General features: G+C 62.5%; 25 protein-coding genes. 16 read left to right on the top strand and 9 right to left on the bottom strand.

Annotation, left to right across the window (positions count from 1 at the left end; all coding sequences use genetic code 11):
• Positions 1–92: 92 nt before the first annotated feature.
• Positions 93–482, bottom strand: a complete 390-nt coding sequence (locus CKO40_RS16205) for a carbon monoxide dehydrogenase beta subunit family protein (RefSeq protein ID WP_200347423.1) — start codon at positions 480–482, stop codon at positions 93–95.
• Between the two features lie 806 nt (positions 483–1,288).
• On the opposite strand from CKO40_RS16205, the gene CKO40_RS16200 reads away from it, so the two are divergent.
• From CKO40_RS16200 to CKO40_RS16185, 4 genes are all read left to right on the top strand, one after another.
• On the top strand, positions 1,289–2,998 hold the full coding sequence (locus tag CKO40_RS16200; protein WP_200347422.1) for a DUF342 domain-containing protein: 1,710 nt from the start codon (positions 1,289–1,291) through the stop codon (positions 2,996–2,998).
• Entirely contained in the window at positions 2,995–3,162 is a 168-nt protein-coding gene (locus CKO40_RS16195; RefSeq protein WP_200347421.1) for a hypothetical protein, read from the top strand. Before CKO40_RS16200 ends, CKO40_RS16195 begins: the two co-directional genes overlap by 4 nt.
• Positions 3,163–3,219: 57 nt before the next feature.
• On the top strand, positions 3,220–3,561 hold the full coding sequence (locus CKO40_RS16190) for a metalloregulator ArsR/SmtB family transcription factor (RefSeq protein WP_200347419.1): 342 nt from the start codon (positions 3,220–3,222) through the stop codon (positions 3,559–3,561).
• A 236-nt stretch (positions 3,562–3,797) separates the two neighbouring features.
• On the top strand, positions 3,798–4,163 hold the full coding sequence (locus tag CKO40_RS16185; RefSeq protein WP_200347444.1) for a hypothetical protein: 366 nt from the start codon (positions 3,798–3,800) through the stop codon (positions 4,161–4,163).
• A 130-nt stretch (positions 4,164–4,293) separates the two neighbouring features.
• On the opposite strand, the gene CKO40_RS16180 is transcribed toward CKO40_RS16185, so the two are convergent.
• On the bottom strand, positions 4,294–4,980 hold the full coding sequence (locus CKO40_RS16180; RefSeq protein WP_200347418.1) for a DUF1826 domain-containing protein: 687 nt from the start codon (positions 4,978–4,980) through the stop codon (positions 4,294–4,296).
• Positions 4,981–5,329: 349 nt separating this feature from the next.
• On the opposite strand from CKO40_RS16180, the gene CKO40_RS16175 reads away from it, so the two are divergent.
• The 6 genes from CKO40_RS16175 to CKO40_RS16150 all read left to right on the top strand — a co-directional run bounded on the left by CKO40_RS16175 (position 5,330) and on the right by CKO40_RS16150 (position 10,562).
• Positions 5,330–5,479 carry a hypothetical protein gene (locus CKO40_RS16175; protein WP_200347417.1) on the top strand — a complete coding sequence of 50 codons (150 nt, stop codon included), beginning with the start codon at positions 5,330–5,332 and terminating at the stop codon, positions 5,477–5,479.
• A gap of 9 nt (positions 5,480–5,488) precedes the next feature.
• Positions 5,489–6,223, top strand: a complete 735-nt coding sequence (aztA, locus tag CKO40_RS16170) for a zinc ABC transporter ATP-binding protein AztA (protein ID WP_200347416.1) — start codon at positions 5,489–5,491, stop codon at positions 6,221–6,223.
• Complete coding sequence (locus tag CKO40_RS16165; RefSeq protein WP_200347415.1) at positions 6,202–7,092, top strand: metal ABC transporter permease; 891 nt, start codon at positions 6,202–6,204, stop codon at positions 7,090–7,092. The genes aztA and CKO40_RS16165 overlap by 22 nt, the downstream gene beginning before the upstream one ends.
• Positions 7,093–7,171: 79 nt before the next feature.
• Positions 7,172–8,182, top strand: a complete 1,011-nt coding sequence (locus CKO40_RS16160) for a metal ABC transporter substrate-binding protein (protein WP_200347414.1) — start codon at positions 7,172–7,174, stop codon at positions 8,180–8,182.
• Positions 8,179–9,522, top strand: coding sequence for a CobW family GTP-binding protein (locus CKO40_RS16155; RefSeq protein ID WP_200347413.1), 1,344 nt, complete (start codon positions 8,179–8,181; stop codon positions 9,520–9,522). Before CKO40_RS16160 ends, CKO40_RS16155 begins: the two co-directional genes overlap by 4 nt.
• Positions 9,510–10,562, top strand: coding sequence for a WD40 repeat domain-containing protein (locus CKO40_RS16150; RefSeq protein WP_200347411.1), 1,053 nt, complete (start codon positions 9,510–9,512; stop codon positions 10,560–10,562). The genes CKO40_RS16155 and CKO40_RS16150 overlap by 13 nt, the downstream gene beginning before the upstream one ends.
• 91 nt (positions 10,563–10,653) lie before the next feature.
• On the opposite strand, the gene CKO40_RS25185 is transcribed toward CKO40_RS16150, so the two are convergent.
• Positions 10,654–10,989: a hypothetical protein gene (locus tag CKO40_RS25185; RefSeq protein ID WP_200347443.1), complete on the bottom strand. Its 336-nt coding sequence runs from the start codon at positions 10,987–10,989 to the stop codon at positions 10,654–10,656.
• Between CKO40_RS25185 and CKO40_RS16140 the strand changes: the two genes are divergently transcribed.
• From CKO40_RS16140 to CKO40_RS16130, 3 genes are read left to right on the top strand one after another with little or no spacing between them, the layout of a single operon-like run.
• A complete protein-coding gene (locus tag CKO40_RS16140) occupies positions 10,912–11,418 on the top strand; it encodes a ZrgA family zinc uptake protein (protein ID WP_200347409.1) in 507 nt (168 codons plus the stop codon). The two genes, CKO40_RS25185 and CKO40_RS16140, sit on opposite strands and share 78 nt — an antisense overlap.
• Before the next feature lie 42 nt (positions 11,419–11,460).
• Positions 11,461–12,150, top strand: coding sequence for an ABC transporter ATP-binding protein (locus CKO40_RS16135; RefSeq protein ID WP_200347441.1), 690 nt, complete (start codon positions 11,461–11,463; stop codon positions 12,148–12,150).
• Between the two features lie 3 nt (positions 12,151–12,153).
• Complete coding sequence (locus CKO40_RS16130) at positions 12,154–13,413, top strand: ABC transporter permease (protein ID WP_200347407.1); 1,260 nt, start codon at positions 12,154–12,156, stop codon at positions 13,411–13,413.
• A 285-nt stretch (positions 13,414–13,698) separates the two neighbouring features.
• On the opposite strand, the gene CKO40_RS16125 is transcribed toward CKO40_RS16130, so the two are convergent.
• The 3 genes from CKO40_RS16125 to CKO40_RS16115 all read right to left on the bottom strand — a co-directional run bounded on the left by CKO40_RS16125 (position 13,699) and on the right by CKO40_RS16115 (position 17,416).
• Positions 13,699–15,081, bottom strand: coding sequence for an FAD-dependent oxidoreductase (locus CKO40_RS16125; protein ID WP_200347404.1), 1,383 nt, complete (start codon positions 15,079–15,081; stop codon positions 13,699–13,701).
• A gap of 627 nt (positions 15,082–15,708) precedes the next feature.
• Positions 15,709–16,665 (bottom strand): sigma-54 interaction domain-containing protein, encoded by a 957-nt coding sequence (locus CKO40_RS16120; protein WP_200347402.1) that lies wholly within the window; start codon positions 16,663–16,665, stop codon positions 15,709–15,711.
• A gap of 67 nt (positions 16,666–16,732) precedes the next feature.
• Positions 16,733–17,416 carry a sulfite exporter TauE/SafE family protein gene (locus tag CKO40_RS16115; RefSeq protein ID WP_338074200.1) on the bottom strand — a complete coding sequence of 228 codons (684 nt, stop codon included), beginning with the start codon at positions 17,414–17,416 and terminating at the stop codon, positions 16,733–16,735.
• A gap of 424 nt (positions 17,417–17,840) precedes the next feature.
• Here CKO40_RS16115 and CKO40_RS16110 point away from each other — a divergent pair, with 424 nt between their 5' ends.
• Together CKO40_RS16110 and CKO40_RS16105 are read left to right on the top strand one after the other, a co-directional pair.
• The gene (locus CKO40_RS16110; RefSeq protein ID WP_338074199.1) at positions 17,841–20,153 is read left to right on the top strand and encodes a TonB-dependent receptor; all 2,313 of its coding nucleotides are present in this window, start codon (positions 17,841–17,843) and stop codon (positions 20,151–20,153) included.
• Positions 20,154–20,179: 26 nt separating this feature from the next.
• Positions 20,180–20,632 carry a DsrE family protein gene (locus CKO40_RS16105; protein ID WP_200347400.1) on the top strand — a complete coding sequence of 151 codons (453 nt, stop codon included), beginning with the start codon at positions 20,180–20,182 and terminating at the stop codon, positions 20,630–20,632.
• A gap of 149 nt (positions 20,633–20,781) precedes the next feature.
• Here CKO40_RS16105 and CKO40_RS16100 read toward each other — a convergent pair whose 3' ends face one another.
• A complete protein-coding gene (locus CKO40_RS16100) occupies positions 20,782–21,204 on the bottom strand; it encodes a PIN domain-containing protein (protein WP_200347398.1) in 423 nt (140 codons plus the stop codon).
• On the bottom strand, positions 21,197–21,433 hold the full coding sequence (locus CKO40_RS16095; protein ID WP_200347396.1) for a hypothetical protein: 237 nt from the start codon (positions 21,431–21,433) through the stop codon (positions 21,197–21,199). The genes CKO40_RS16100 and CKO40_RS16095 overlap by 8 nt, the downstream gene beginning before the upstream one ends.
• Positions 21,434–21,644: 211 nt before the next feature.
• Between CKO40_RS16095 and CKO40_RS25420 the strand changes: the two genes are divergently transcribed.
• Complete coding sequence (locus tag CKO40_RS25420; protein WP_200347435.1) at positions 21,645–22,016, top strand: septal ring lytic transglycosylase RlpA family protein; 372 nt, start codon at positions 21,645–21,647, stop codon at positions 22,014–22,016.
• Between the two features lie 40 nt (positions 22,017–22,056).
• Here CKO40_RS25420 and CKO40_RS16085 read toward each other — a convergent pair whose 3' ends face one another.
• A complete protein-coding gene (locus CKO40_RS16085; protein WP_200347394.1) occupies positions 22,057–22,416 on the bottom strand; it encodes a CobW C-terminal domain-containing protein in 360 nt (119 codons plus the stop codon).
• Positions 22,417–22,427 lie beyond the last annotated feature (11 nt).

Genomic DNA, 22,427 nt, shown 5'->3' with positions numbered 1-22,427 from the left:
TGAGGGGAGAACAAGCCAGCTTCATCAAAGCGTTGCTCTGCAGCGAGGCGTCCATGCGTCCAGAGATCTTCAATGCCGGTCTCCGTGTCTTGTCAGCTGCCATCTCCGAGGATGGCGGGAATTGCTGGGTTCGGGTGGTTGGGGTTGACCTCGATCTCCGGGTTGATCATCGGGTACTTGGGCCGGTAGTCCGGCATCGGGATGATCTTGGCCCCCAGGGTGTCGGCCAGATCCTTCAGCGCTTGCGCCTTTTCGGCGATCCCATCCTTCCAGTTCCAGAGGATCAGCGGACCGGGGAAGAAGGTCGGGTGCTTGGCGTTGACCAGCCTGGTCGCCGCCTCTTCCAACGCGCTTGCGGCCGGGACACGCGCCCCTTCGATCAGGCCTTCACTTTGCTCGGGCAGCGCGACGCCCATCGAGGCGGCGGCCGGCGGCAAGAAGCCTTCCGGCCCTGAAACGACTTTGTAGCGATGTGGCTCCAAGAAAGCCTCCGATTCTGCAGACTTGATGTATCAGCTCTGTTGCGACGATTGAGGATTGCCGCGAGAGGGTTCCCAGCCTGTCCACGGCGCTCAGGCCGACCGGAACAACGAGACGACTGTCCCGTCAGCCGGTTTCGCCAGCTGGGGTTACCGATTCTCGAGACAGCGAGGACGTTGGCCTTCAATGCGGGGCGAAGGAGCGGACTGTAGGGCGAAGGAAAGCCGGCTACGCAGTGAGCTCATGCGATCTCCTTCGCATTGCAGGCGGTTGCCGATCCAAGCAAGCGTTGGAAGCGGCTATCGACGTCAATGCTCTTGCAATCTCTTTCACGCCGTGCCCCCTGGTCCGCGGCTGTGCGGAGCGCAGCAGGCAAGCGGCGATTGGTTAGATATAAACCATGTTAATGATAAGGTAAATTCGCAGTGTTCTTCGCAACCGTTCGAAAAAACCGCACAATCAGTAGGGCGCAGGTCGTTTCGCTGTCAGTATCTGTTTCATGATGAAGTGAGCGATCGCGATGGCGCGATCCGCAAGGCCCGGGATTCGGCCTGGTTCGGCTGCGTTAAGGTCCGTATTGCCGGCGCATCCCGGGCGCTGGAGCACCGCCAGGTCCGTGGTAGCCTGTCTGCGTAGGCTGCAACGGGTGATCGCCTGCGCGGCCTGCTCCAACGCAAACGGGTTCGCCGAAGGCAACCTCATCGATGGTCTCTAGCTGGGCGCCCCGGCTCGCGTTGGGCTGCTATTCGGTTCGGCGGTGAAGCCGTTGGTGAAGCCGTTGGTGAAGACAGCGTTTTAGGAAAGGCTCATGGAACCAACTGATGAGATCGCGCAGGCCGTGCCGACGGCAGAGGCGTTGGGGCTCCGTTTTCGCGCAGAGGATTCAACCGGCGCCCTCTGGGTTCACTACGAGCCGGTGGCGAATGCGCCGGTGTTGCAACCGGAACAACTTCCGCAGGTGTTGGAGTCGGCTGGCTTCCAGACCGATGAGCAACCGTTGGAGCCAGCGGCTGTCTCGCGCTTGCTCGAGCAGATGCAGCGCGGCGAGGCCTGTGACCTCTGTCTCCTGGGGCCTGTGGATGCGCGCGTCGAGGTCTTCACCAACAAAGACGAGATGCTGGCCGGGGTTGTGGTCCATCCGCCTCAGGGCGGAGGTGCGGACCTGACCGATGAGGCGCTGGATCAGGCGCTCAAGCGGGGGCAGATCATTCACGGTCTCCTCGAAGACAGCCTCACGGCGCTGACGAGCGAGGTGCTGCAGCAGCAGCTGCGGGAGAGTCTGATCCCAGTCTGCATGATCGTCGCCTATGGGGAGCCCGTCCGTCATGGTCGCGATGCCCGGCTCGAGCCCTTGATCGAGACGATCGTCGACCGCCGCCCACAGGTCGACGAATCCGGCAAGGTCGATTTCCTCGAGCTCGGCGACTTCCCGCATGTCGAAGCCGGCGAGGCGTTGGTGCGGCGCCATCCCCCAAGCGAAGGGACGCCAGGCCGGACCGTTACCGGCCACCTATTGAAGGCCCGCTCCGGCAAGGAGCGTATACTGAAGCCCAAGAACGATAGCGTCGCCCTGGCGCCGGATGATGACAATCTCCTGGTGGCCGCGACCAGCGGTATGCCGGTGCTAGCCCGTGATGGCGCCTACGTCGAGAAGGTGCTGCATCTCGAGCAGGTGGGGCTGTCAACCGGCCACATTCGCTTCGATGGCAGCGTGCACGTCAAGGGCAATGTCGAGCCGGGTATGAAGATCGAGGTGATGGGCGATGTCAAGGTTGGCGGTCTGGTCGAAGCAGCACATATCCGGGCGGGCGGTGCGATCGAGGTCTCAGGTGGCGTGATCGGCCGTCGACAGTTGCACGAGGACGCGCATTCAGACCACCACAAGGATAATCGGGGCACAGGCCCGGTCGATGATGCCTATCTGAAGGCCGGGACTCAGCTCAAGGCCCGCTTCATCCAAGAGGCCAAGGTCGAGTCCGATCAAGAGGTCATCGTTCAAAAGCAGGTCTTTCACTCCGAGATCAACGCTGGGACGCGCTTTGCGATCTTGGGACGCGGCGCCATCGTCGGCGGCCGCGCCTGCGCCGGGGAGCTCATTGATGTTGGCGTGAGCGGTGCGATGTCCAACGTCGCCACGGTCCTGGTCGCTGGCGCGACCGATGAGATCAAGAAGCGGGTCGTCGCTGCCAACGATGAGCTCAAACAGGTTGGCGCGCAGCGGCAACAGCTGATGTCGATCGTCGAGCGTTTCGTCAAACAGCACAAGCCGATCACTGGTGAACGAAAGCAGAAGTTCCTTGAGGCGCGGGAAAGTCTGAACAAGAAGGAACAGGCCCTCCGCGACGAACTGGCGGAATTGAAAGCAGCATTCCAACGCTGCCAGAAGGCGCGGATACAGGTCCGGCATCGCTGTCATGCCGGAACCCTGATCAAATTGGCTGGCCATGAGGCATCGCCCCGCAAGGATCTGAGCAGGGTCACCTTCGCGATGCAGGATGGCGGGATCGTGATGCGTTGACCGGACCTGACCCTTGGCTCGAGGACTTCAAGCGGCGCAGCGAGGAATCTGAACGCCGATTTCAAGCATGGCTGCGTCGCTGGGACCGACGCTTCGTCTGGTATCTGATCGGCATCGCGCTGGTCTGGATCGGTGTCGGCGCGGCGATCAAGCTGTTGCCATAGTCCAGGCGTTTGCCTCGACTCGACTTGCACCAGCGCCGCAAGGCGTCTACTCTACAGATGAACAGTTATTCAACTGTTTTAGGAGTGTGCGACCTGTCCACTGAACTCAGTCTTGACCAACGCCAAGCCCTGGCCGAGATGTTCGCCTTGTTGGGCGATCCAACACGGTTGGGCATCGTTCTGCGCTGTCGTCATCGACGTCGATCGGTCTCAGAGATCGCCGATGCGAGCGGCCTGTCGATGTCCCTGGTGAGTCATCACCTGCGGCTGCTGCGCACCGCTGCCTTGCTCAAGGTCGAGCGGGAAGGGCGCCACGCCTATTACTCCGTCGCCGATGCCCACGTCGAGCACATGCTCGATGACATGGTCGGTCACGTTCAACACACCAATGACGCCTAAGGCGATTGCCGGAAAAGCTCGTACCGAATTGCGCAGGATTTTCGTTTGCCTTCGAGGAGCGTCGCCGGGAGCATAGCCGGGCTATGTGACCGGCGGCGCGACGAAGAAGGCGAGCGAAAAGACCAGCAAGGCGGTATGAGCTTTGACAGAAATCGCCTAAGGGAGGCGCATCGGTGTCCTCCACCAGCGCCGCACCGGCGCGATATCCTGAAACGACCGCAACCGGAGCCCAATCGATGAGCCAAGACTGCCATTCCCATCCCCATCACGATCATCGCCACGGACCCGGCTGCGGACACCAGGCCCTGCAGCACGAGGGCCATATCGACTATCTACACGATGGCCATCTCCACCATCCGCACGAGGTCGACGGCCTGGTCCACTACGACGAGCACATCATCGCCGTCAGCGAGACCAACCCGGACGGCTGCGCGCATCGGCTCACCGCTTGCCAGGAAGACGGCCACGTGCACGGCCCTGGATGCGGTCATGAAGCGGTGCCGCATGGGGATCATGTCGACTACATCGTTGACGGTCGCCTGCACCATCCGCACGGCGACCATTGCGATGATCATGGGCCGGTGACGCTCGTCGAGACCTGACCGGTCCAACGACCGTTCTGCCCGCGCTGCTCATCGGCTCGGGCGGATGGCCGACGCCGCTTGACCCGGTACCTAGAGGATCGCAACGGACGCTCCTTGGCGCAGGAGCCATCGCATGCAGCCTCGACGCTCAAGCATCCCATAGCGCATCAATGGCAAGGAGATAACGTGCGCCATTGTCGGGTACCGGCGAGCGGTGAATGGCGCCCCGCGCTGTATTCCCCGGCCAGGCTGTGCCTTTCAACAGGATGATATCGAACGGGCCGGCGCAACCGCTCGCCAGGCATGACTGGATCGTCTGCTCGCCCAAGTTCAGCCGATCTAGACCTCGATCATCGAGCCACTCCGTTCCCGGCCCTCGGTAGGTACAGAGCAGGCGAAGGCCGGTCTGATCCCGGTGCCAGCGTGGACACATGGCTTGGTCGAGCCGTTCTAGGCGCACGCCCAGTGACGGACAACCAAGCAGGTCTGCGTAGAGCTCTGCAAGGAAGGCAAGATCCCGCGCCAGCGCCGTGCGACCGTCATCATCACCCTCGCTCTGGGGGAGTGGCCACGAGGGCCCGGCCCCTTCCGCGGTCGGCGCCGATGTGACGAGTCGAAAGCCGCGCCATAACCGCTCGTCCAGACTGTTCAAATAGCGCTCGATACCGGCGGTCGGCGAACGCTCGAAGAGGCAGACCTGCGTGGTTTCGGCAAAGACCTCGACCAGATCGGCGAGCTCAGGCACAACCCGCGTGTGCGGATGCTCGGTCCGAATGTCGTGCGTCGGCTGGAGCAGCCGCGAGTCGAGTGGCAGCGTGACAGCGGTCTCAGGCATGGGAGAGGGCGCTCGCGTCAGCGGGAGAAGTGGTCGATACGGCGCTGCCTTGGACAGCGGGCTGATATGTAATATTGTTGCATCAATAGCCAGACTGCAGCAAGGTATGCTGGGAGACGGTTCTAGATGTGCTCGACGATCCGCTGGTTAAGAGCAACCTCGTCGTGCTCATTGATCACGAGTAGGTGTCCTCTGGATTAGTGGAATTCGTGTCTTCGAAAACGCTGGCACGGGCGGGTCGCGCCTGAGTCTCAGCGCGATCAACGTCAGGTGGTCAGGCTGAGACAAGTTGGCGTTCAATAGGGTGATGTTATATCGTATTTTCAACCGGAGCGGAGCGCGTCAGATCATGGCACAACGTCCTCGACCGACAGCGTCGGCCAACATGAAACCGTCGGTATGGCCATCGCTCCTTTATCTCAGCGCCGTTGGCCGGGTCAGCATTGGCCTGATCGCCTTGCTGGTGTTGTGGCTCGCGCTCTGGTGGGCGATCAACTGAATCTCGCGCATGATTGAGCTCGACAACCTAACCCTGGGCTACGATCGCCATCCGGCGGTTCATCATCTCGATGCGACCATTGCGCGCGGTTCGCTGCTTGCCGTTGTCGGTCCCAATGGTGCCGGCAAGTCGACGCTCTTGAAGGGAATCCTGGGGCTGCTTCGGCCATTGCAGGGCGAGGTCCGGCTGCATGGGGTCGTCCGCCACCGCGTGGCCTATCTGCCGCAGCAGATCGACCTTGATCGCACCTTCCCGCTGCGGGTCGACGAACTGGTCAGCTTTGGGCTGTGGCACCGCGTGGGTGCCCTGCGTTCGCTGACCCGCCACGATCGAACGGCCATCGCCGAGGCGCTGGCCGCCGTCGGACTCAACGGCTTTGCCGGCCGGCCCATCGGTGCGCTGTCCGGCGGTCAGTTTCAGCGGGCGCTGTTTGCGCGCGTGCTGCTGCAGGATGCACCGCTGATCCTGCTCGATGAGCCGTTCACCGCCATCGATACCCGCACGGCCGAGGACCTGCTGGCACTGGTGCGCCGCTGGCACGGCGAGGCCCGCACCGTTATCGCCGTGCTGCACGACCTCGACCAGGTCCGCAGCCACTTTCCAACGGCGATGCTGCTGGCACGTGAGCTGGTTGCCGCTGGACCAACCGCCGAGGTCCTACGTGGCGAGCATCTGTTTCGCGCCCGGCAGATGGCTGAAGCTCACGACGAGCGGGCACCGGTGTGCCGACGGCGGGCGGCTTGATCGTGTTCGAGCCCTTGATTGCGCCCTTTGTCGAATTCGAGTTCATGCGCCGGGCCTTGGTCGGCTGCCTAGCGCTCGCCTTGGGCGCGACGCCGGTCGGCGTGTTCCTCTTGCTGAGGCGCATGAGCCTGACCGGTGATGCCATGGCGCATGCGATCCTGCCGGGCGCGGCCCTTGGCTATTTTCTGTTTGGGTTGTCGGTTGGAGCCATGACCATCGGTGGACTCGTCGCCGGTCTAGCCGTGGCCATGCTTGCCGGGCTCGTGGCCCGCGGCACGCTGCTTGGCGAGGATGCCAGCTTGGCCGCCTTCTATCTGATCTCGTTGGCCGCCGGTGTGTTGTTGATCTCGCTGCGAGGCAGTCAGGTTGATCTGTTCCATGTGCTGTTCGGGACCGTGCTCGCGCTCAACGACGCGGCACTGCTGCTCATTGCAGCCATCACGACGATCACATTGTTGACGCTGGCGCTGCTGTTCCGCCCGCTGGTGGCCGAGTGCGTGGATCCGAGCTTCCTGCGCACTGTGAGCCCGCTGAGCCCGGTGGCCCATTACGGCTTTCTGATGCTGGTCGTGCTGAACCTCGTCGGCGGTTTTCAGGCCCTGGGGACGCTGCTCGCGGTCGGCATTGTCATCCTGCCGGCAGCGGCGGCGCGGTTCTGGTCCCGCACAATCTCCGGTCTGCTGTTGGCCGCCGTGCTGGTCGCGGTCTGCGGATCGCTGGCGGGTCTGCTGCTCTCCTATCACCTGGATCTCGCCTCGGGGCCGGCGATCATCCTCGCCATCGGCGGCATCTACCTCTTGTCGCTGTTGGCGGGCCCGGAAGGCGTCGTCACGCGCAGGCTGCTCCATCAACGACATTTGCAAGCCTGATAGGCCGGAGCTGCGAGGGTCCGTCGAGGCTCGAATCGCGGTTGCCATGTATCGATTGATCAACAGAGGAGGTCTTCTCATGCTGAAATCCTTGATGAACCGCATTGGCAGCCGCTGGAACCAGCAGCGTCTCGACAGGTGCCGACGGCGAGCTCTCGTCGCGCCACTGCTGATGCTGCTGCTACTGCCCGCGGCCGCCGACGAGTCGCTGCCAGCAGACGCGTCCCTGCCCGTGGTAGCGACGTTCAGCATCCTCGGTGATCTGACCGAGACCATTGGCGGAGCGCGCGTGACAGTGAGAACGCTGGTCGGCCCCGGCGGTGATGCCCATGTGTATACCCCGACACCGGCCGACGCGCGGCAGCTAGGCGAGGCACAGCTGCTCATCGTCAACGGCCTCGGCTTCGAGGGTTGGATGGACCGGCTTGTCGAGGCCGCCGGCTACGGCGGACCGATCGTCGTCGCCACCGACGGCGTCGCGCCACGCCGCACGGAGGATGGCGGGACCGACCCCCACGCGTGGCAAGACCCGGCCAACGGCCGCCGCTACATCGAGAACATCCGCGACGGCCTGGTTGCCGTCGATCCGGACGGCGCGGCGGGGTATCGCGAGCGGGCGGCTCAGCTCCTGGCGGATCTCGATGGGGTCGCCGCACGGATGTCGGAATCCTTGGCGGCCATCCCGGTTGAGCGGCGTCGCGTCGTGACCTCGCATGACGCCTTCGGTTACTTCGGCGACGCCTTCGATATCGACTTCATTGCCCCAGTCGGCACGAGCACCGAGAGCGAAGCATCGGCCGCTGATGTCGCAGCCCTGGTTCGCCAAATCCGCCGCGAGCAGATCCCGGCCGTATTTGTCGAGAACATCAGCGATCCACGGCTGCTCGAGCAGATCCGCCGAGAGACCGGCGCTCAGCTCGGGGGCACGCTGTACTCCGATGCGCTGTCATCGTCCGACGGTCCCGCTGCGACCTATCTCGACATGCTGACCTACAACACCACCACACTGGCCGCGGCGCTGGCCACGGCGGCTGCGGATATCGGCGTCGAGCCTCCGGCCCCTGCCACATCACACGGAGACCCGAAATGAGCACTACGAAGGTACCCGTCACCATCCTGACCGGCTTTCTCGGCGCCGGCAAGACGACGCTCCTGAACCGCATCCTCTCGGAGCAGCATGGCAAGCGCATCGCCGTCATCGAAAACGAGTACGGCGAGATCGGCATCGATCAAGGGTTGGTGATCGATGCCGACGAAGAGATCTTCGAGATGTCCAATGGCTGTATCTGCTGCACCGTGCGGGGTGATCTGATCCGCATCCTCGGCAATCTGTTCAAACGCCGAGACAAGTTCGACTATGTGCTCGTCGAGACCACGGGCCTGGCCGATCCGGGGCCGGTTGCGCAGACCTTCTTTATGGACGACGACGTCCATGAGCAGTTTGCGCTCGATGGCATCGTCACGCTCGTCGATGCAAAGCACGTCGAGCAACAACTCGATCATACCCGCGAGAGCGCCGAGCAGATCGCGTTCGCCGACGTGCTGATCCTGAATAAGACCGACCTGGTCGAGCCGGCGCGCCTCGATGAGTTGGAGCGGCGAGTGCGCGGCATGAACGCGCTGGCCCATATCCATCGGGCCAGTCACGGCGAGGTTGACCTGGATCGTGTCGTCGGCTTAAGCGCCTTCGATCTCGACCAGGCCTTGAGCCGCAAGCCGAGCTTTCTCGAGCCCGAATATCCGTTTGAATGGAGCGGCGTCTACGCACTGGAGGCCGGGCACTATCGGCTGATGCTGGATGATGGCCCTGATCCAGCGATGTCGCTGGTGGCAGTGACGCTGCCGAGCGCCGACGAGACGGCGTTGCGCGCAGGCGCCGAGCGTTGTGTTCGGCTCTATGCCGAAGAACCAGTCCGCACGCAGCCAGGAGAGCCCGTTGAGCCGGCTACGCACGTTGAGCTGGAGCTGACTGAGCCCGGCACCAAGGTCTTTCCATTGACGATCGATACCCCCGGCTTGGTCGGACTCTACACCGAGCATTTCGCCGAGGAGTTCAACTTGCGGCTCACGGATGCCGAGGGGCGGTTACTGCAGCCAGTGGCTGAGCATGCCTGGGTCGCGCAGCATGAGCACGACGACACCGTCACCTCGGTCGGCATCGAGGTTGCCGGCGACGTCGATGCCAACCGGCTCAACCGCTGGCTATCGACGCTGTTGGCCGAGCGGGGCATCGACATTTTCCGCATGAAGGGCTTCATCAGCATCGCTGGTGAGGCCGAGCGCTTTGTCTTCCAAGGCGTCCACATGCTGTTCGACGGTCGCCCCGATCGTGCTTGGGGCGATCTCCCTCGCGGCAACCAACTGGTCTTCATCGGGCGCAATCTGGACCGCGCAGCGCTCGAGGCCGGGTTTCGAGCATGCCTGGCTTAAAGAGGCGCGCTGGCGGTGGCCAGGGCCTGTTGTTGCGGCGCTGGCGCGCGCAGGTCGGCGACTATCCCGTGTGTGTCTGTTGGCATCCCGACGGCAGTCTTCTGCACGTCGGTGATGCCGGCGGTGTCCTCTCGACCTTCGCGGCTGGCGACGGGGCCATCGTTCAACGCGTCGCGGCGCATACCGGCGGCATTCTCGATCTGGCCCCTAGCCCGGACGGACGCTGGCTGGCGAGCGCGGGTCAGGACGGTTGCGTGCGGCTGTGGGAAGCTGCTGCCACTGTGCCGCTCGCCACATTGTCCGCACAGGCCGCGTGGGTCGAGCACGTCGCCTGGGCTCCGGATGGCTCCCGTTTGGCCGCAGCCGCCGGCCGGTACTTGCACCTGTGGCGAGCCGACGGCGCGCCGTCCGCCTGCGGCGAGCCAGAGGGCAGCACGATCAGCGCCCTTGCCTGGGCCGATTCCACAGAGATCGTGACCGCTGGCTACGGTCGGGTTGCGTTTCGGGATGCAGCCGACGGCGGCGTGCGCCGAAGCCTGGATTGGCAAGGATCGTTGATCTCGCTCGCGCTGAGTCCGAACAGGGCCATTATCGCTTGCGGCAGTCAGGATCGAACCGTCCATTTTTGGCGGCGCGCAACCGGCGAAGATTCGATGATGTCGGGCTATCCAGCGAAGCCTGCAGCGCTCGCTTTCGACGACAGCTCCAGCCTACTCGCAACCGCCGGCGCCGACTATGTCACGGTCTGGAGCTTTGCTGGCGGCGGCCCAGAGGGCACTCGGCCCGGCCTGCTCGAAGGCCATGGCGCGCGCATCACCGCGTTGGCGTTTGCGTCTGGCCGCCGACGGCTGGCCTCCGCGGCCAAGGACGGCAGCCTGTTGGTCTGGGATCTGTCCCGTTCTGGGACCGGCCGCCTAACTGGTGCGGTACTGGTGGGCGCGGCGATCGAGGCGATCACCTGGAACCCTCAGGGTTCGGCCATTGCGCGCATCGATGCCGAGGGGCGGGTCGAGGTCTGGGACTGTGCCGACACCGAGTAACTGATTTGTGGCCATCGCCGCAAGCGAGGCAGCCTTCATCCAATCACGGAGACGCCCAATGTATCTTGACCGAAACCGATTGCTGATGACTCTATCGATACTGGCGCTGGCGGCTGGGCTGATGTCGGGTACGCTCCTGGCAGCGGAGCATCGCGAAGGGCATGATCATGCTGCCGCACATGAGCGAGGACATGAGCGCGAACATGCGCACGATCACGACCACGACCACGACCACGACCACGACCATGACCATGACCATGACCACGGCCACGACCATGGCCACGACCATGGCCATGAGCACGATCATGACCATCGCCAGCATGGGGCCCACGTTCATGGCGTTGCCGCTTTGAACCTGGCACTCGAAGACAATGAGTTGCAGATCGAGCTCGATAGTCCGGCGGCCAACATCGTTGGCTTCGAGCACGCACCCTCATCCCCAGACGACCATGCAGCCTTGGACAAGGCGGTTGCAACACTCGAAGACGGCGACACGCTCTTCCGCTTCAACGCCGACGCGGGCTGCCGCATGGAGACGGTAACCGTCACCTCGGAAATGCTCGACGTGGAGCACGATAACCATGACGGGCATGGGCACGACGAGAGCGAGGAGCCCGACCATCAGGGAGCGCCTGCGCATCAAGGCGAGCACGAACATGATCACGCGGGCGAGACCCATTCGGACATCGAGGCCGCCTACCACTTCGAGTGCGACGCCCCAGACAAGCTGACGCGGTTGACCATCGAGGTGTTCGAGGCCTTTGCAGGCATGGAGGAGATTAAGGTCCAGTATGTGATCGAGCGCAAACAAGGGGCGGCAGAGCTGACCGCAAAGGATCACATCGTTAGGTTCTAGACTGTGAACCAGGCTTCTCCTGAATCATCCGAGGTCGGCGAGTTGGTCATCGACATCAAGGGGCTTCAGTTCCGCTGGCAGCCGAGCGCACCCTTGGTGCTGGCGATCGAGGACTTGACGGTCGCCCCTGGGGAGCGTCTGTTCATCAAGGGTGCCAGCGGCAGTGGCAAGAGCACGCTGTTGAGCCTGATCGCGGGGGTGACGACCGCGGCCGTCGGCTCGGTTCGCGTGATCGACCATGCCTTGGAGCAGCTCGGCAGTGTCGAGCGGGACCATTTTCGCGCCGATCACATCGGTTACATCTTTCAGATGTTCAACCTGATTCCGTATCTCTCGGTGGTCGACAATGTGACCTTGCCCTGTCGCTTCTCAGCGAGGCGTCGCAACAAGGCCCGGTCGCGGGGCCGGGGCCTGGATGCGGAGGCCCGGCGCTTGCTGCAACACCTCGACATGGATCATGCCGATCTCCATCAGCGGGCGGTGGCAACGCTGAGTGTTGGCCAGCAGCAACGCGTGGCGGCTGCTCGCGCGTTGATCGGCTCACCGGAGCTGCTGATCGCCGATGAGCCGACCTCTTCGCTGGATGCGGATCGACGCGAGTCGTTCATCCGGCTGCTGTTCGACGAGTGCCGCGCGTCTGGTGCGACGTTGGTGTTCGTCAGCCACGACGCCTCCCTGGAGCACCTGTTCGATCGGGTCATCGATCTCGCCGTTGTCAATCGCTCGCTTTAAATCATGGCAATCCTGTCCCTAGCGTGGAAGAGCCTGTTGAATCGACGCTTTACGGCGTTGCTGACGCTCGTGTCCATTGCGCTGAGCGTCACCCTACTGGTCGGTGTCGAACGGTTGCGCACCGAGGCGCGGTCGAGCTTCGCCAATACGCTGTCTGGCACCGATCTCATCGTCGGCGCGCGCAGCGGACCGGTGCAGCTGCTGTTGTACTCGGTCTTCCGCATCGGCGATGCCACCAACAACCTCTCTTGGGAGAGCTACCAGGACATCGCCGCCCATCCCAAGGTCGCCTGGACCGTGCCGATCTCGCTCGGGGACTCCCATCGCGAGTTTCGGGTCCTGGGGACCACCGAAGCCTACTTCGAGCACTACCGTTACGGGCGCGATCGCCGCCTGAGTTTTGAGGAAGGACAGCCGTTCTCCGATCTCTACGATGCCGTGCTCGGTGCCGAGGTCGCGGACACATTGGGCTATCAGATCGGCGACGCGATCATCGTGGCTCATGGCGCCGGCGAGGTCAGCTTCGCCAAACACGACGACAAGCCGTTTCGTGTCCTGGGCATCCTTGAGCGAACGGGGACGCCGGTCGATCGCACCGTCCATGTCAGTCTCGAGGCGATCGAGGCCATCCACGTCGATTGGCAGAGCGGCGCACCGATCCCCGGCCTGTCGATCTCGGCCGATCAGGCCCGGGCGATGGACTTGACCCCAAAGGCGATCACCGCCTTTCTGGTGGGACTCGAATCAAAGATTGCGACCTTTCAGGTCCAACGCTTTGTCAACGAATACCCCGAAGAACCGCTGTTGGCGATCCTGCCCGGCGTGGCGCTCAGCCAGCTTTGGGATCTGATCGGCGTCGCCGAGAACGCCTTGCTGATCGTCTCGGCCTTTGTGGTCGTGGTCGGCCTGTTCGGCATGCTGACCGCCTTGTTGACCAGTCTCAATGAGCGACGTCGGGAGATGGCCATCCTGCGCTCGGTCGGCGCGCGCCCCGGACACGTGTTCGCGTTGATCATGGGCGAGGCAGGGTTTCTCACGCTGCTCGGCGTGCTGTCCGGCATGGCCTTGCTCTACCTGGCGCTGATCGTGGGGCAGCCGCTCATCGAGAGTCGATTCGGGATCTTCGTCCCCATCGGCGGGCCGACACCCTACGAGTGGGTCCTGCTCGGCGCCGTGATCGCTGCAGGGTTCCTGGTCGGCAGTATCCCGAGCTATCGGGCCTACCGCTTGTCGTTGGCCGATGGCTTGGCAGTGCGGATCTAAAGGGCGGTTTACTGGTTTAGGCGATTGCCGGAAAAGCTCGTACCGAATTGCGCAGGATTGTCGTTTGCCTTCGAGGAGCGTCGCCGGGAGCATAGCCGGGCTATGTGACCGGCGGCGCGACGAAGAAGGCGAGCGAAAAGACCAGCAAGGCGGTATGAGCTTTGACAGAAATCGCCTTAGGCAAAGCGGCATCGGAGAGCGCTGAGGGGCCGGGTGTTTCCGCTCATATTGTGCGAACGCGTCGCGTCCAGCGCAAAGTAGCAAGGGGTCCGTACAGCCTGTTCATCAGCGTACGGACCCGGTCGCGCTTAATCCCAAAGCCTTCGCTTGGCCTCCGTCATCATGTTTTGGCTCGGTCGGTAGTATTACCACCTTAGCGAGGTGTCCGGGAGGATTAGACGATTTCACGCTATAGCCCGGGCCGGTGCGGTAAGGGCGCAAACAGGAACTGCCAGCAGGCAGAAAGGCGGTTATGCTTCCGACACACATCTGTGACTCGAAGCGCTGCTTGCCGTCACCGCAAAGCTGATCCACGATCACGGCAGCCTGGTTATTGATACACTCGACGAATGAAAACACCTGCCCCTTGTGTTCAGCACAATCACCGACAGCGTAGATATCTGGTTCGCTGGTACGCATGGTGTCATCGACCTTGATACCCTGGCCAACATCAAGGCCCGCTCGCGCCGCAAGATCAACGTTGGGCTTCAGGCCGATCGCCGAGATCACGACGTCGCACTCTATGGTGCGCCCATCCTCGAACTGGATCTGCAACCCACTGTCCGCTTTGGTGACATCGTTCATCGCGGTGCCGAGCAAAAAATCGATCCCGTTCTGCACGTATCGATCGTGAACGTAGGTGGAAAAGCCCTCGGACACCACTGACAACGGCAGATACGGGGCTCTATCATTGATCGCGACCTCATGCCCGGCACGAGCCAGGCCATCGGCCAATTCACATCCGATCAAGCCGGCACCCAGAATCAGTACCCGCTTGCTACCGCTTTTGAGCAATTTCGTCAGTGACTCATACTGATCCAGGTCATTCAGCTGATGAATATGCTGCTGGATACGACGATCGTAGAGACGGAACGGTACCGCGCCCGTCGCAAGCACCAATTTGGCGTACTCGATCTTGCCGTGCTCGACCTTGCCTATATTGGTTAATAGACGTTTTTTCTTCAGATCGAGACCGAGCACCTGGGTATGTGCACGCAAGTCTACGTCTAGCAACTGTGCGCGATCCGGTCCTTTGGCAATGATCAGGTCACTACGTGACTTGCTGGTCACGGACCCGGACAGGTGCGGCTTGTAGTAGTAGTCTCCATCATCCCTCGTGACGATGGTGATCGGACCTTTGGCACCATTCTGGCGCAGTTGATCGGCGATGTACCAACCGCCAATCCCAGCGCCAACAATCACAATCGGAGCCTCTTCCTGGTCGCTGCCGTTACGTTTCTGGTCGCCGTTGTGTTCGGCTACGGCTTGCGCAAGCTTGGACGAACCGGCAAGGTTAAAACTTTCGTGAGGATCACCACAAACCGAACAAAACCACTCGTCCGGTAGGTCATCAAATCGAGTTCCCGGGACCACCCCGTGGATCGGGTCACCCATAGCTTCGTCGTAGATATGCGCACAAGTGCCACAACGATAGCGTTTGAAACTCATCTTCCTTCCCTCCGGAATTGATGTGGTGATCGAAATAATCCTTGCCCATCGCTGTTGGGCCGGGCTTTGAAGAGTTGGCCCGTAGCACTCGCCATCTTCCCGTCGTTCAGGGACCCTCAGCCCTGCTACTGATGCAATTTCATGTGTAGGACTGAGCTCCTACAAAAGCAAGCCCTGCGCCAAACCAGCGAGCCCTGCGCAGAAGCCGTGGAGATCGTTTATCTATTTGTTTTTATCACTTAATTATGAAAACTTATGACCGTGTTGGTGTTGTAGCATAGTCGACAATGGTGTGCGGCCTGTATGGATCGCAACAGACCTGTTGCCCTCGATCCGCGTCTCGCGTTGCGCCGAGCCGCTTGGGCCGCCCACCACCGGTCGCGATCCGCCTCTGCATCGGGTCACGGATCGTGGCCGGTGTGCGATGTCCGACATCAGCGCTGCCGCTGCACGCCTATACTTGCTTCCGAAGTCGATGCAACCACGGTGCGCCGTTTGGCTCGGCCGCTCTTGGCAACCTCGGCGCCGTGCGACCAAGCGTCGGGGCCGGGCGCGATACAGTCGCTTGGCTTCGATGGTCAGTCATGCACCGGGGTTCAGTCGTGCACCGGGTCGGAGACCAGCAGGTCAAGCAATCGCGTACTTCTTCAGTCGATAGAGCAAGGTGTCACGGCTGATACCCAGCAGGTTTGCCGCATGCGAGCGATTGCCGCCGCTGCGCGCCAAGGCCTGGCGAATGAGGTCGATCTCGAGCTGGTGCATGACGAGGCCCTCATCAGGAAGCCGCAAACGCTGCTCTGAATCGGTTCGCTCGGGGCTGGGCAAGCGTATCTCTAAGGGAAGATTCGATGGCTCGATCCGCTGACCGGGGAACAAGATCGTCATGCGGATCGCGAGATTGCGCAGCTCGCGCACATTGCCCGGCCACGCGTACTGACGCAGCAGCTTCAGGCTAGGCTTACTGAATGTCGGCGCTCTGAGGCGATGGGTTTCGGCCGCTTCATCGACGAAGCGCTGCAAGAGCGTCGGGATCTCTTCCTGGCGCTCCCGCAGCGGGGGCAGCGCCAGCGGCACGATGTTCAATCGGTAGAGCAGATCCTGGCGAAAGCGACCGCCCTCGACCTCGTTGGAAAGGTTGCGGTTGGTGGCTGCGATGATGCGGACATCAACGAGAATCGGCTGTACCTCGCCTAGGGGTAAGCATTCGCCGCATTCCAGGAACCGCAGCAGCTTGGCCTGCGATCCGATCGGTAATTCGCCGATCTCGTCCAGGAACAGCGTTCCGCCCGTGGCAGCGCGGACGTAACCGCACTGATCCTTGTTGGCCCCGGTAAAGGCGCCCTTGCGATAGCCGAATACGAGCGAGTCGGCCAACTGCTCGGTCAAGGATGCGCAGTTGATGGACAGAAAGCGGGCCTCTGAGCGCGGGCTCTGCGCATGCATCGCTCGAGCAATCAGCTCCTTGCCGGTGCCGCTCTCGCCGCAGATGAGCGCGGTGACATCGGTCGCGGCCACCACCCGCGCGGCGTTGATGATGTCGAGAAATGCGGGGCTTGCGTCGCGCGTCAGGTCGTCGAAGGTCATGATGCACTCAGTCTTGCCGGGGACTGAGCCCCACCGACCATGGAGGATAGCAAGCGCCTGCTCAGGCTCAAAACCAGTCCCCCCCGAGGAGGAGGCCGACGAGACCGATGAGCGATAGCAACAGACCCGCCGCTGCCCGCCAAGCTGGGCGTCGTGCAAGCCCGGCGATCCAGCCAACAAATGAGCCCAACCCCAGGATCGCCGGCAACGTGCCCAGTCCGAACAGGCTCATCATCAGCGCGCCCTGCAGTGGATCATCGGCAGCCAGGGTTAACAACACCGCGTAATAGACCAGCCCGCAGGGAAGCCAGCCCCAGACCATCCCATAGAGCACCGCCTGTCGGTGTGAGTGCACCGGCAGCAAGCGGCGCTGCAGCGGCTCGAGGCGTCGCCATATCGGCACACCAAGCCGATCCATCTGCTTGAGGCGCGGAAACCAGCCCGTGAGGTAGAGGCCGGTCAGGATCACGACCAACGCCGCCAGTGCGCGCAGGAGCTCGTGCAAGGAAGGAGCGAGCGGATTCTGCGCGATGGCCGATCCCAGCAAACCGCCAAGGCCGCCGGCCAGGCCGTAGCTCAGGATGCGCCCTAGGCTCAGTGCGACCAGGTATGCGGCCAGATGAAGCGGATTGTGACGGCACTCCGTCGGTAGGCTCAGCGCTAAGGCACCCGCGATCGGTCCACACATCGTCACGCAGTGGACGGACCCGAACAGGCCCATCAAGAGGAACAGGCCGGGTGAGGGCTCCACATTAGCTCCAGTGGGCGGTGCGAGGCGAGTGGCTGGGGTCGAACCGGCGATAGCGAGGCATCGAATAGCGAGGCATCGATTAGTGTCCTGCTGCCATCTTGCTGCCGTCCTGAACGCCACGACGCAGACACCGTTCAGCCCCTGAACACTGTGTGAAATGCCGACTTCTTCTGTGTGAGCTGACCACGATCAGTGAACGGCTCCGCCCTGTAACCCCTTTTAACACTCTGTTTTAAAAGAAATAAAAATATGGCACAGGAAATGCCTTAGGCCCCTTCGGCTGCTCGACTAATCAACGTTGGCGCGCCGAATTGGCTGCCCTGGCCAGCGCTGGCTGAGGGTGCCGGCTTCCCAAGAATGCTGCTCGATCGATGACATGACAATGCATAACCGTTTCCAGCTCGTTGCCGCAGGTCTTTCCCTTGTGGCCGCACCTAACCTGGCTGCCCAGACAGGTTTCGACACGGATGCGCCCGCGCTCCTTGAGCCGATCCTAGTGACCGCCCCTGAGGAACCTCCTGTCGGCCGTTCGTTCAGTCTCGGCCCGAGTGCGATCGCGCCCCAGCGCGCGCGAACCAGCGATAGCGCTAAGCTCCTGACCGGCCTGCCCGGTGTCAGTGCCTATGGCGCCGGCGGCGTCTCCAGTCTGCCCGCCATCCGTGGTCTGGCGGATGAACGTCTGCGCACCACCGTGGATGGGATGGACCTGCTGGCGTCCTGTCCCAACCACATGAATCCGCCCATGTCCTACATCGATCCAACAGCGGTCGGACGCATCGAGGTCTTTGCCGGCGTCACCCCGGTCAGCGTCGGCGGCGACAGCATTGGCGGCACCATCGTGGTCGAGTCTGCGCCGCCCGCCTTTGCCAAGTCGGGAGAGCGACTGGTCGAAGGAGAGATGGGCGCCTTCTACCGCAGCAATGGCGACAGCTGGGGTGGCAATCTATCCGCAACGGTCGCCAGCGAGCAGCTGAGCCTCAACTATACGGGTGCTTACACACAAGCCGACAATTATCGCGCTGGTGGCAACTTTAAGGACTACGACTTCACCGGTCGAGCGGGCCATACCCTGGATCGCGACGAGGTCGGCTCCACCGCCTACGAGGCCAGCAACCAGTCGCTCACCCTGGCCTGGACGGATGGGCGCACGCTGCTGGATTTGAGCTACGACCGCCAGGATATTCCCTATGAGGGCTTTCCGAACCAACGGATGGAGATGACCAGCAATCAGAGCGACCAGTTCAACCTGGGTTATGCCAGTGATCTGGCCTGGGGAAGGCTCAACGCACGCGTCTACTACCAGCAGACGCGGCACGAGATGAACTTCGGCGACGACAAGCGCTTCTGGTACGGGCCTGGTCAGCCGCCTCTGGGCTCTGGCGGCAATACGGCGTTGAACGGCATGCCCTGCTCGCCGATATCGGGTGTCAGGATGGTCAACGGCATGATGGTCGGCTGTGCGGCAGGCATGCCGATGGAGACCGACAGCAGCAATTTCGGCTTCACCGTCAACGCTGAGATCCCGGTCGGCCAGGACGACCTCCTGCGCGTCGGAGCCGACTATCAGCGTTATCGCCTTGATGACTACTGGTCCCCGTCCGGGGCGGGCATGTGGCCCTATACCTTCGACAATATCAATGACGGTCAGCGCGATCGTTACGCGGCGTTTGGTGAATGGGAGCTCACAAAGGGACGCTGGACCCACCTCCTTGGCCTCCGCTTTGAAGCGGTGCAGATGGATGCCGGCCCAGTGAGCGGCTACAACCTGGCGGCGCCGCCGACGAGCGGGACCGGCGGACGCGCCAACCAAACCCGCGATGCGGTGCTGTTCAACAGCCGCTCGCGTTCCAAGACCGATCACAACTGGGACCTCGCTTGGCTTGCGCGTTTTACACCGGACGCGATGCAACGCTACGAGATCGGACTGGGGCAGAAGACCCGGTCACCCAACCTCTACGAGCGTTATACCTGGTCGACCTGGCAGATGGTGGCGCTGATGAACAACTTCGTCGGGGACGGCAATGGCTACATCGGTAACCTCGACTTGAAGCCGGAGGTCGCGCGCACGCTGAGCATCACCGCCGACTGGCATGATGCCGGCGAGCAACGCTGGGGCCTCCGGATCACCCCCTATTTCACCTACGTGCAGGACTACATCGATGCGGTGCAGTGGGATGCGTCGACCAATGCCCCGCGAACGGTGCCGGTGGCAGATGATTTCACCGTGCTCAAATACGCCAATCAATCGGCCCAACTCTATGGCGTCGATCTCTCCGCAGACCTCCTCCTGGCGGATGACACCCCTTATGGCGCCTTCAGCGCGCAGCTTGTGGCGAGCTACACGCGCGGCAAGAATGAGGACACCGGGGATAATCTCTACAACATCATGCCGCCGAACGCGACGCTGGTCCTGACCCAGACCAAGGGCCGGTGGCAGAATGCCTTGGAAGGCGAGTTTGTCGCTGCCAAGGACGAGGTCTCGCAGGTGCGCAATGAGATCGAGACGGCCGGCTATGCGCTGCTGCACCTGCGCAGCCGCTATCAGACCAAGCGCTGGACCCTGGAGCTGGGGGTCGAGAACCTGTTCGACCGCTTCTACGATCTGCCCCTGGGTGGCGCTTACGTTGGCCAGGGCACGACCATGACCATTCCGCCGGCGCCGAATCAGCCGCAGTGGGGCACCGCTGTGCCGGGACCAGGTCGCTCGTTGTACGCGGCGTTAAGCTACCGCTTCTGATCACCTCAACCAATCGGAGATTGACGATGAAGAATCGATTCTTGCTGACGTTTGTCTTGCTGTTGTCGTTGACGGGCTTGTCCTGGAACGCCCAGGCCGAGGAGTCCAAAGGCGGACTATTCGTCAACCTGACCACCGATGACACCTGGGCGGCGGCCATGGCGATCCAGTTCGCGCATGAGCGCGTGCTAAAACAAGGCCATAAGCCGGTGGCGATCTGGCTCAATGTGCGCGGCATCTACCTCGCCGACAAGAAACGACTGTCCCACGTGCACGGACTAATGAAGGAGCAGGGCAAGTCCATTCAGGACATGCTGCAGGCGTTCGAGAATGATGGTGGGTTAGTGATCGCGTGTCCGGCCTGTGCCAAGGCGGCGGGCCTCACCGAGGACGACTTCATCGAAGGCGTTCAGATGGGGAATCCGGACCTGGTGCTCGGCATTCTGTTCGACCCGACGGTGAAGACCCTGTCTTGGTGACAGGCTCTTGGTGACAGGCGTGGGTCGGTCAGCCTCGGCAAGACCTCGCGGACTGCGTTAGACCCGCGACTACACCCAGCCATGATCGTTCTGACCCAGGACAGCGTTCGGTGAATGCTCGCCAGCACCTCTTCGCTTGGCATTCACCTCTACCTGACGATAGCGAAGGGATTGGTGACCTGCATCCCTTCGATGCGCCAGCCGTCCTGAAGGTCCTCTGTCATCAACCGATGGGCGCCTTCTGCCAGGGCCGTCTCGATGATGAGACCGTCCCAGAACGAGACGCGGGCATCGATGCTGCGCCGGATGGCCTGCTGGACCTGTTCTGGTGTTGGCGCGGCGACCGGAAAGACGCGGAATTCATCGACGGCCTGCAGTGCTCGCTCAGGTGCCAATGGCCGCGCGAGTTTCCGCGTCACCGTCACGTAAAACTCAGCGAGCACCTGCGTGCTCAGACGGGGTTCGGCACTCTCGCGTAGAAGCGCCTGAGCAATCCTCTGCTTTCGCGGTTCATCGTTGTCGAATAGATAGATGAGGACGTTCGTGTCCAGGAACAGCACCTCATCACTCATAAAGCTCATCCCGGGACCAACGGCGGCCACCGCTGCCCGCTTGCGATTGCTCGGCGAGCTGCACGAGGCGGTCGGCGGCGTTCTGCCGGCGCCGCCTCAACTCGTCGGTTTGCGCCCACCGTTCAAGATAGCGAGCCAGGACGGCGTTGACAGATACCCCCTCCTCGATTGCGCGAATGCGCGCGCGCTTGAGCACGTCCGCGGGAACGCTGATGGTCAGGTTGCTCATGATTGCCTCTCACACGGTTTCACGAGATCAGTGTAGCACGAGAGGACCGCCGCGAAAGCGGCTGCTTAGCTGAGACCCGCGGTCGGGTTCCGCCGCGGCCCGAGCGAGCCTGCCCCCTCCATTTGTTCGCATCGCTGGAGGACCCGGAGACGAAGGCCCGCAGCTCCGGCCCGAAGCGTTATACCCAGAGCACGCCAATTGACGGCGGGGTATCGCTGAGGGTCGGCCCGGAGCGGCTTCGGAACGCCGAAAATGGATCTGCGATGGATATGCCGCGCGCATCGGATCGGCTCTCGGTTGTGAGATCGGCAAGGCGAGCTTCTACGGCAAGGGTTTCCACGGACGTACCACTCCAAGCGGCGAGGCGTTCGATGCGCAGGCGCTGACGGCGGCGCATCGAACCCTGCCGTTCGGCACCGTCTTGCGCGTCGAGCGTCTTTCCAATGGGCGTTCTATCAGGGTACGGGTCAACGACCGCGGGCCGCAGGCGCGCAATCGCGCGCTGGACCTGAGCAAGGCGGCGATGAAACGGCTCGGCGGCGTCTCTGACGGGGTCGTGCGCGTGCGCTATTGTGTGGAATAGTCGATCTCAATGACCGAACCAGACCCCCGGCTGGAAGACATCAAGCGGTGGGGCCCTCGTCGGGCCAAGTGGCAAGAAACGCCTCCAAGGTCTCCTCGATGATCGCGCGTGGGACATCGCGCGTGATGAACACCAGCTTTGAGCGCCGGTCTTCGCTCGTCCAGCCCGGTAGCTCAATGGGTGGATAGAACAGATGCTGCACGCCGTGGATCGCGATGGGCTGGGTGCGGCCGCGGACGTTCAGGATGCCTTTGATACGCAGCATGTCCTGACCGCACATCGCGAGCAGCAGATCCAGCCAGTCATTGAGCATGGCGTCCGGGATCGGTTGATCTACGATGATGGCAAACGACTGGATGTGATCATCATCAGTTCTTGCGCGAGAAACCCCGGCATTCATGCCGGGGAGGG

This window comes from Halochromatium glycolicum (genome assembly GCF_016584085.1).
Classification (GTDB): domain Bacteria; phylum Pseudomonadota; class Gammaproteobacteria; order Chromatiales; family Chromatiaceae; genus Lamprobacter; species Lamprobacter glycolicus.
The sequence above is the reverse complement of the archived record's forward strand: the minus strand, read 5'-3'. Positions and strand labels throughout refer to the sequence as shown.

Bases quoted from the DNA above. Each gene is read 5' to 3' on its own strand.
- CKO40_RS16200 (WP_200347422.1), top strand. From the start codon at position 1,289: ATGGAACCAACTGATGAGATCGCGCAGGCCGTGCCGACGGCAGAGGCG.
- CKO40_RS16190 (WP_200347419.1), top strand. From the start codon at position 3,220: ATGAACAGTTATTCAACTGTTTTAGGAGTGTGCGACCTGTCCACTGAA.
- CKO40_RS16185 (WP_200347444.1), top strand. From the start codon at position 3,798: ATGAGCCAAGACTGCCATTCCCATCCCCATCACGATCATCGCCACGGA.
- CKO40_RS16180 (WP_200347418.1), bottom strand. From the start codon at position 4,980: ATGCCTGAGACCGCTGTCACGCTGCCACTCGACTCGCGGCTGCTCCAG.
- CKO40_RS16175 (WP_200347417.1), top strand. From the start codon at position 5,330: ATGGCACAACGTCCTCGACCGACAGCGTCGGCCAACATGAAACCGTCG.
- aztA (WP_200347416.1), top strand. From the start codon at position 5,489: ATGATTGAGCTCGACAACCTAACCCTGGGCTACGATCGCCATCCGGCG.
- CKO40_RS16160 (WP_200347414.1), top strand. From the start codon at position 7,172: ATGCTGAAATCCTTGATGAACCGCATTGGCAGCCGCTGGAACCAGCAG.
- CKO40_RS16155 (WP_200347413.1), top strand. From the start codon at position 8,179: ATGAGCACTACGAAGGTACCCGTCACCATCCTGACCGGCTTTCTCGGC.
- CKO40_RS16150 (WP_200347411.1), top strand. From the start codon at position 9,510: ATGCCTGGCTTAAAGAGGCGCGCTGGCGGTGGCCAGGGCCTGTTGTTG.
- CKO40_RS16130 (WP_200347407.1), top strand. From the start codon at position 12,154: ATGGCAATCCTGTCCCTAGCGTGGAAGAGCCTGTTGAATCGACGCTTT.
- CKO40_RS16125 (WP_200347404.1), bottom strand. From the start codon at position 15,081: ATGAGTTTCAAACGCTATCGTTGTGGCACTTGTGCGCATATCTACGAC.
- CKO40_RS16120 (WP_200347402.1), bottom strand. From the start codon at position 16,665: ATGACCTTCGACGACCTGACGCGCGACGCAAGCCCCGCATTTCTCGAC.
- CKO40_RS16105 (WP_200347400.1), top strand. From the start codon at position 20,180: ATGAAGAATCGATTCTTGCTGACGTTTGTCTTGCTGTTGTCGTTGACG.
- CKO40_RS16100 (WP_200347398.1), bottom strand. From the start codon at position 21,204: ATGAGTGATGAGGTGCTGTTCCTGGACACGAACGTCCTCATCTATCTA.
- CKO40_RS16095 (WP_200347396.1), bottom strand. From the start codon at position 21,433: ATGAGCAACCTGACCATCAGCGTTCCCGCGGACGTGCTCAAGCGCGCG.
- CKO40_RS16085 (WP_200347394.1), bottom strand. From the start codon at position 22,416: ATGAATGCCGGGGTTTCTCGCGCAAGAACTGATGATGATCACATCCAG.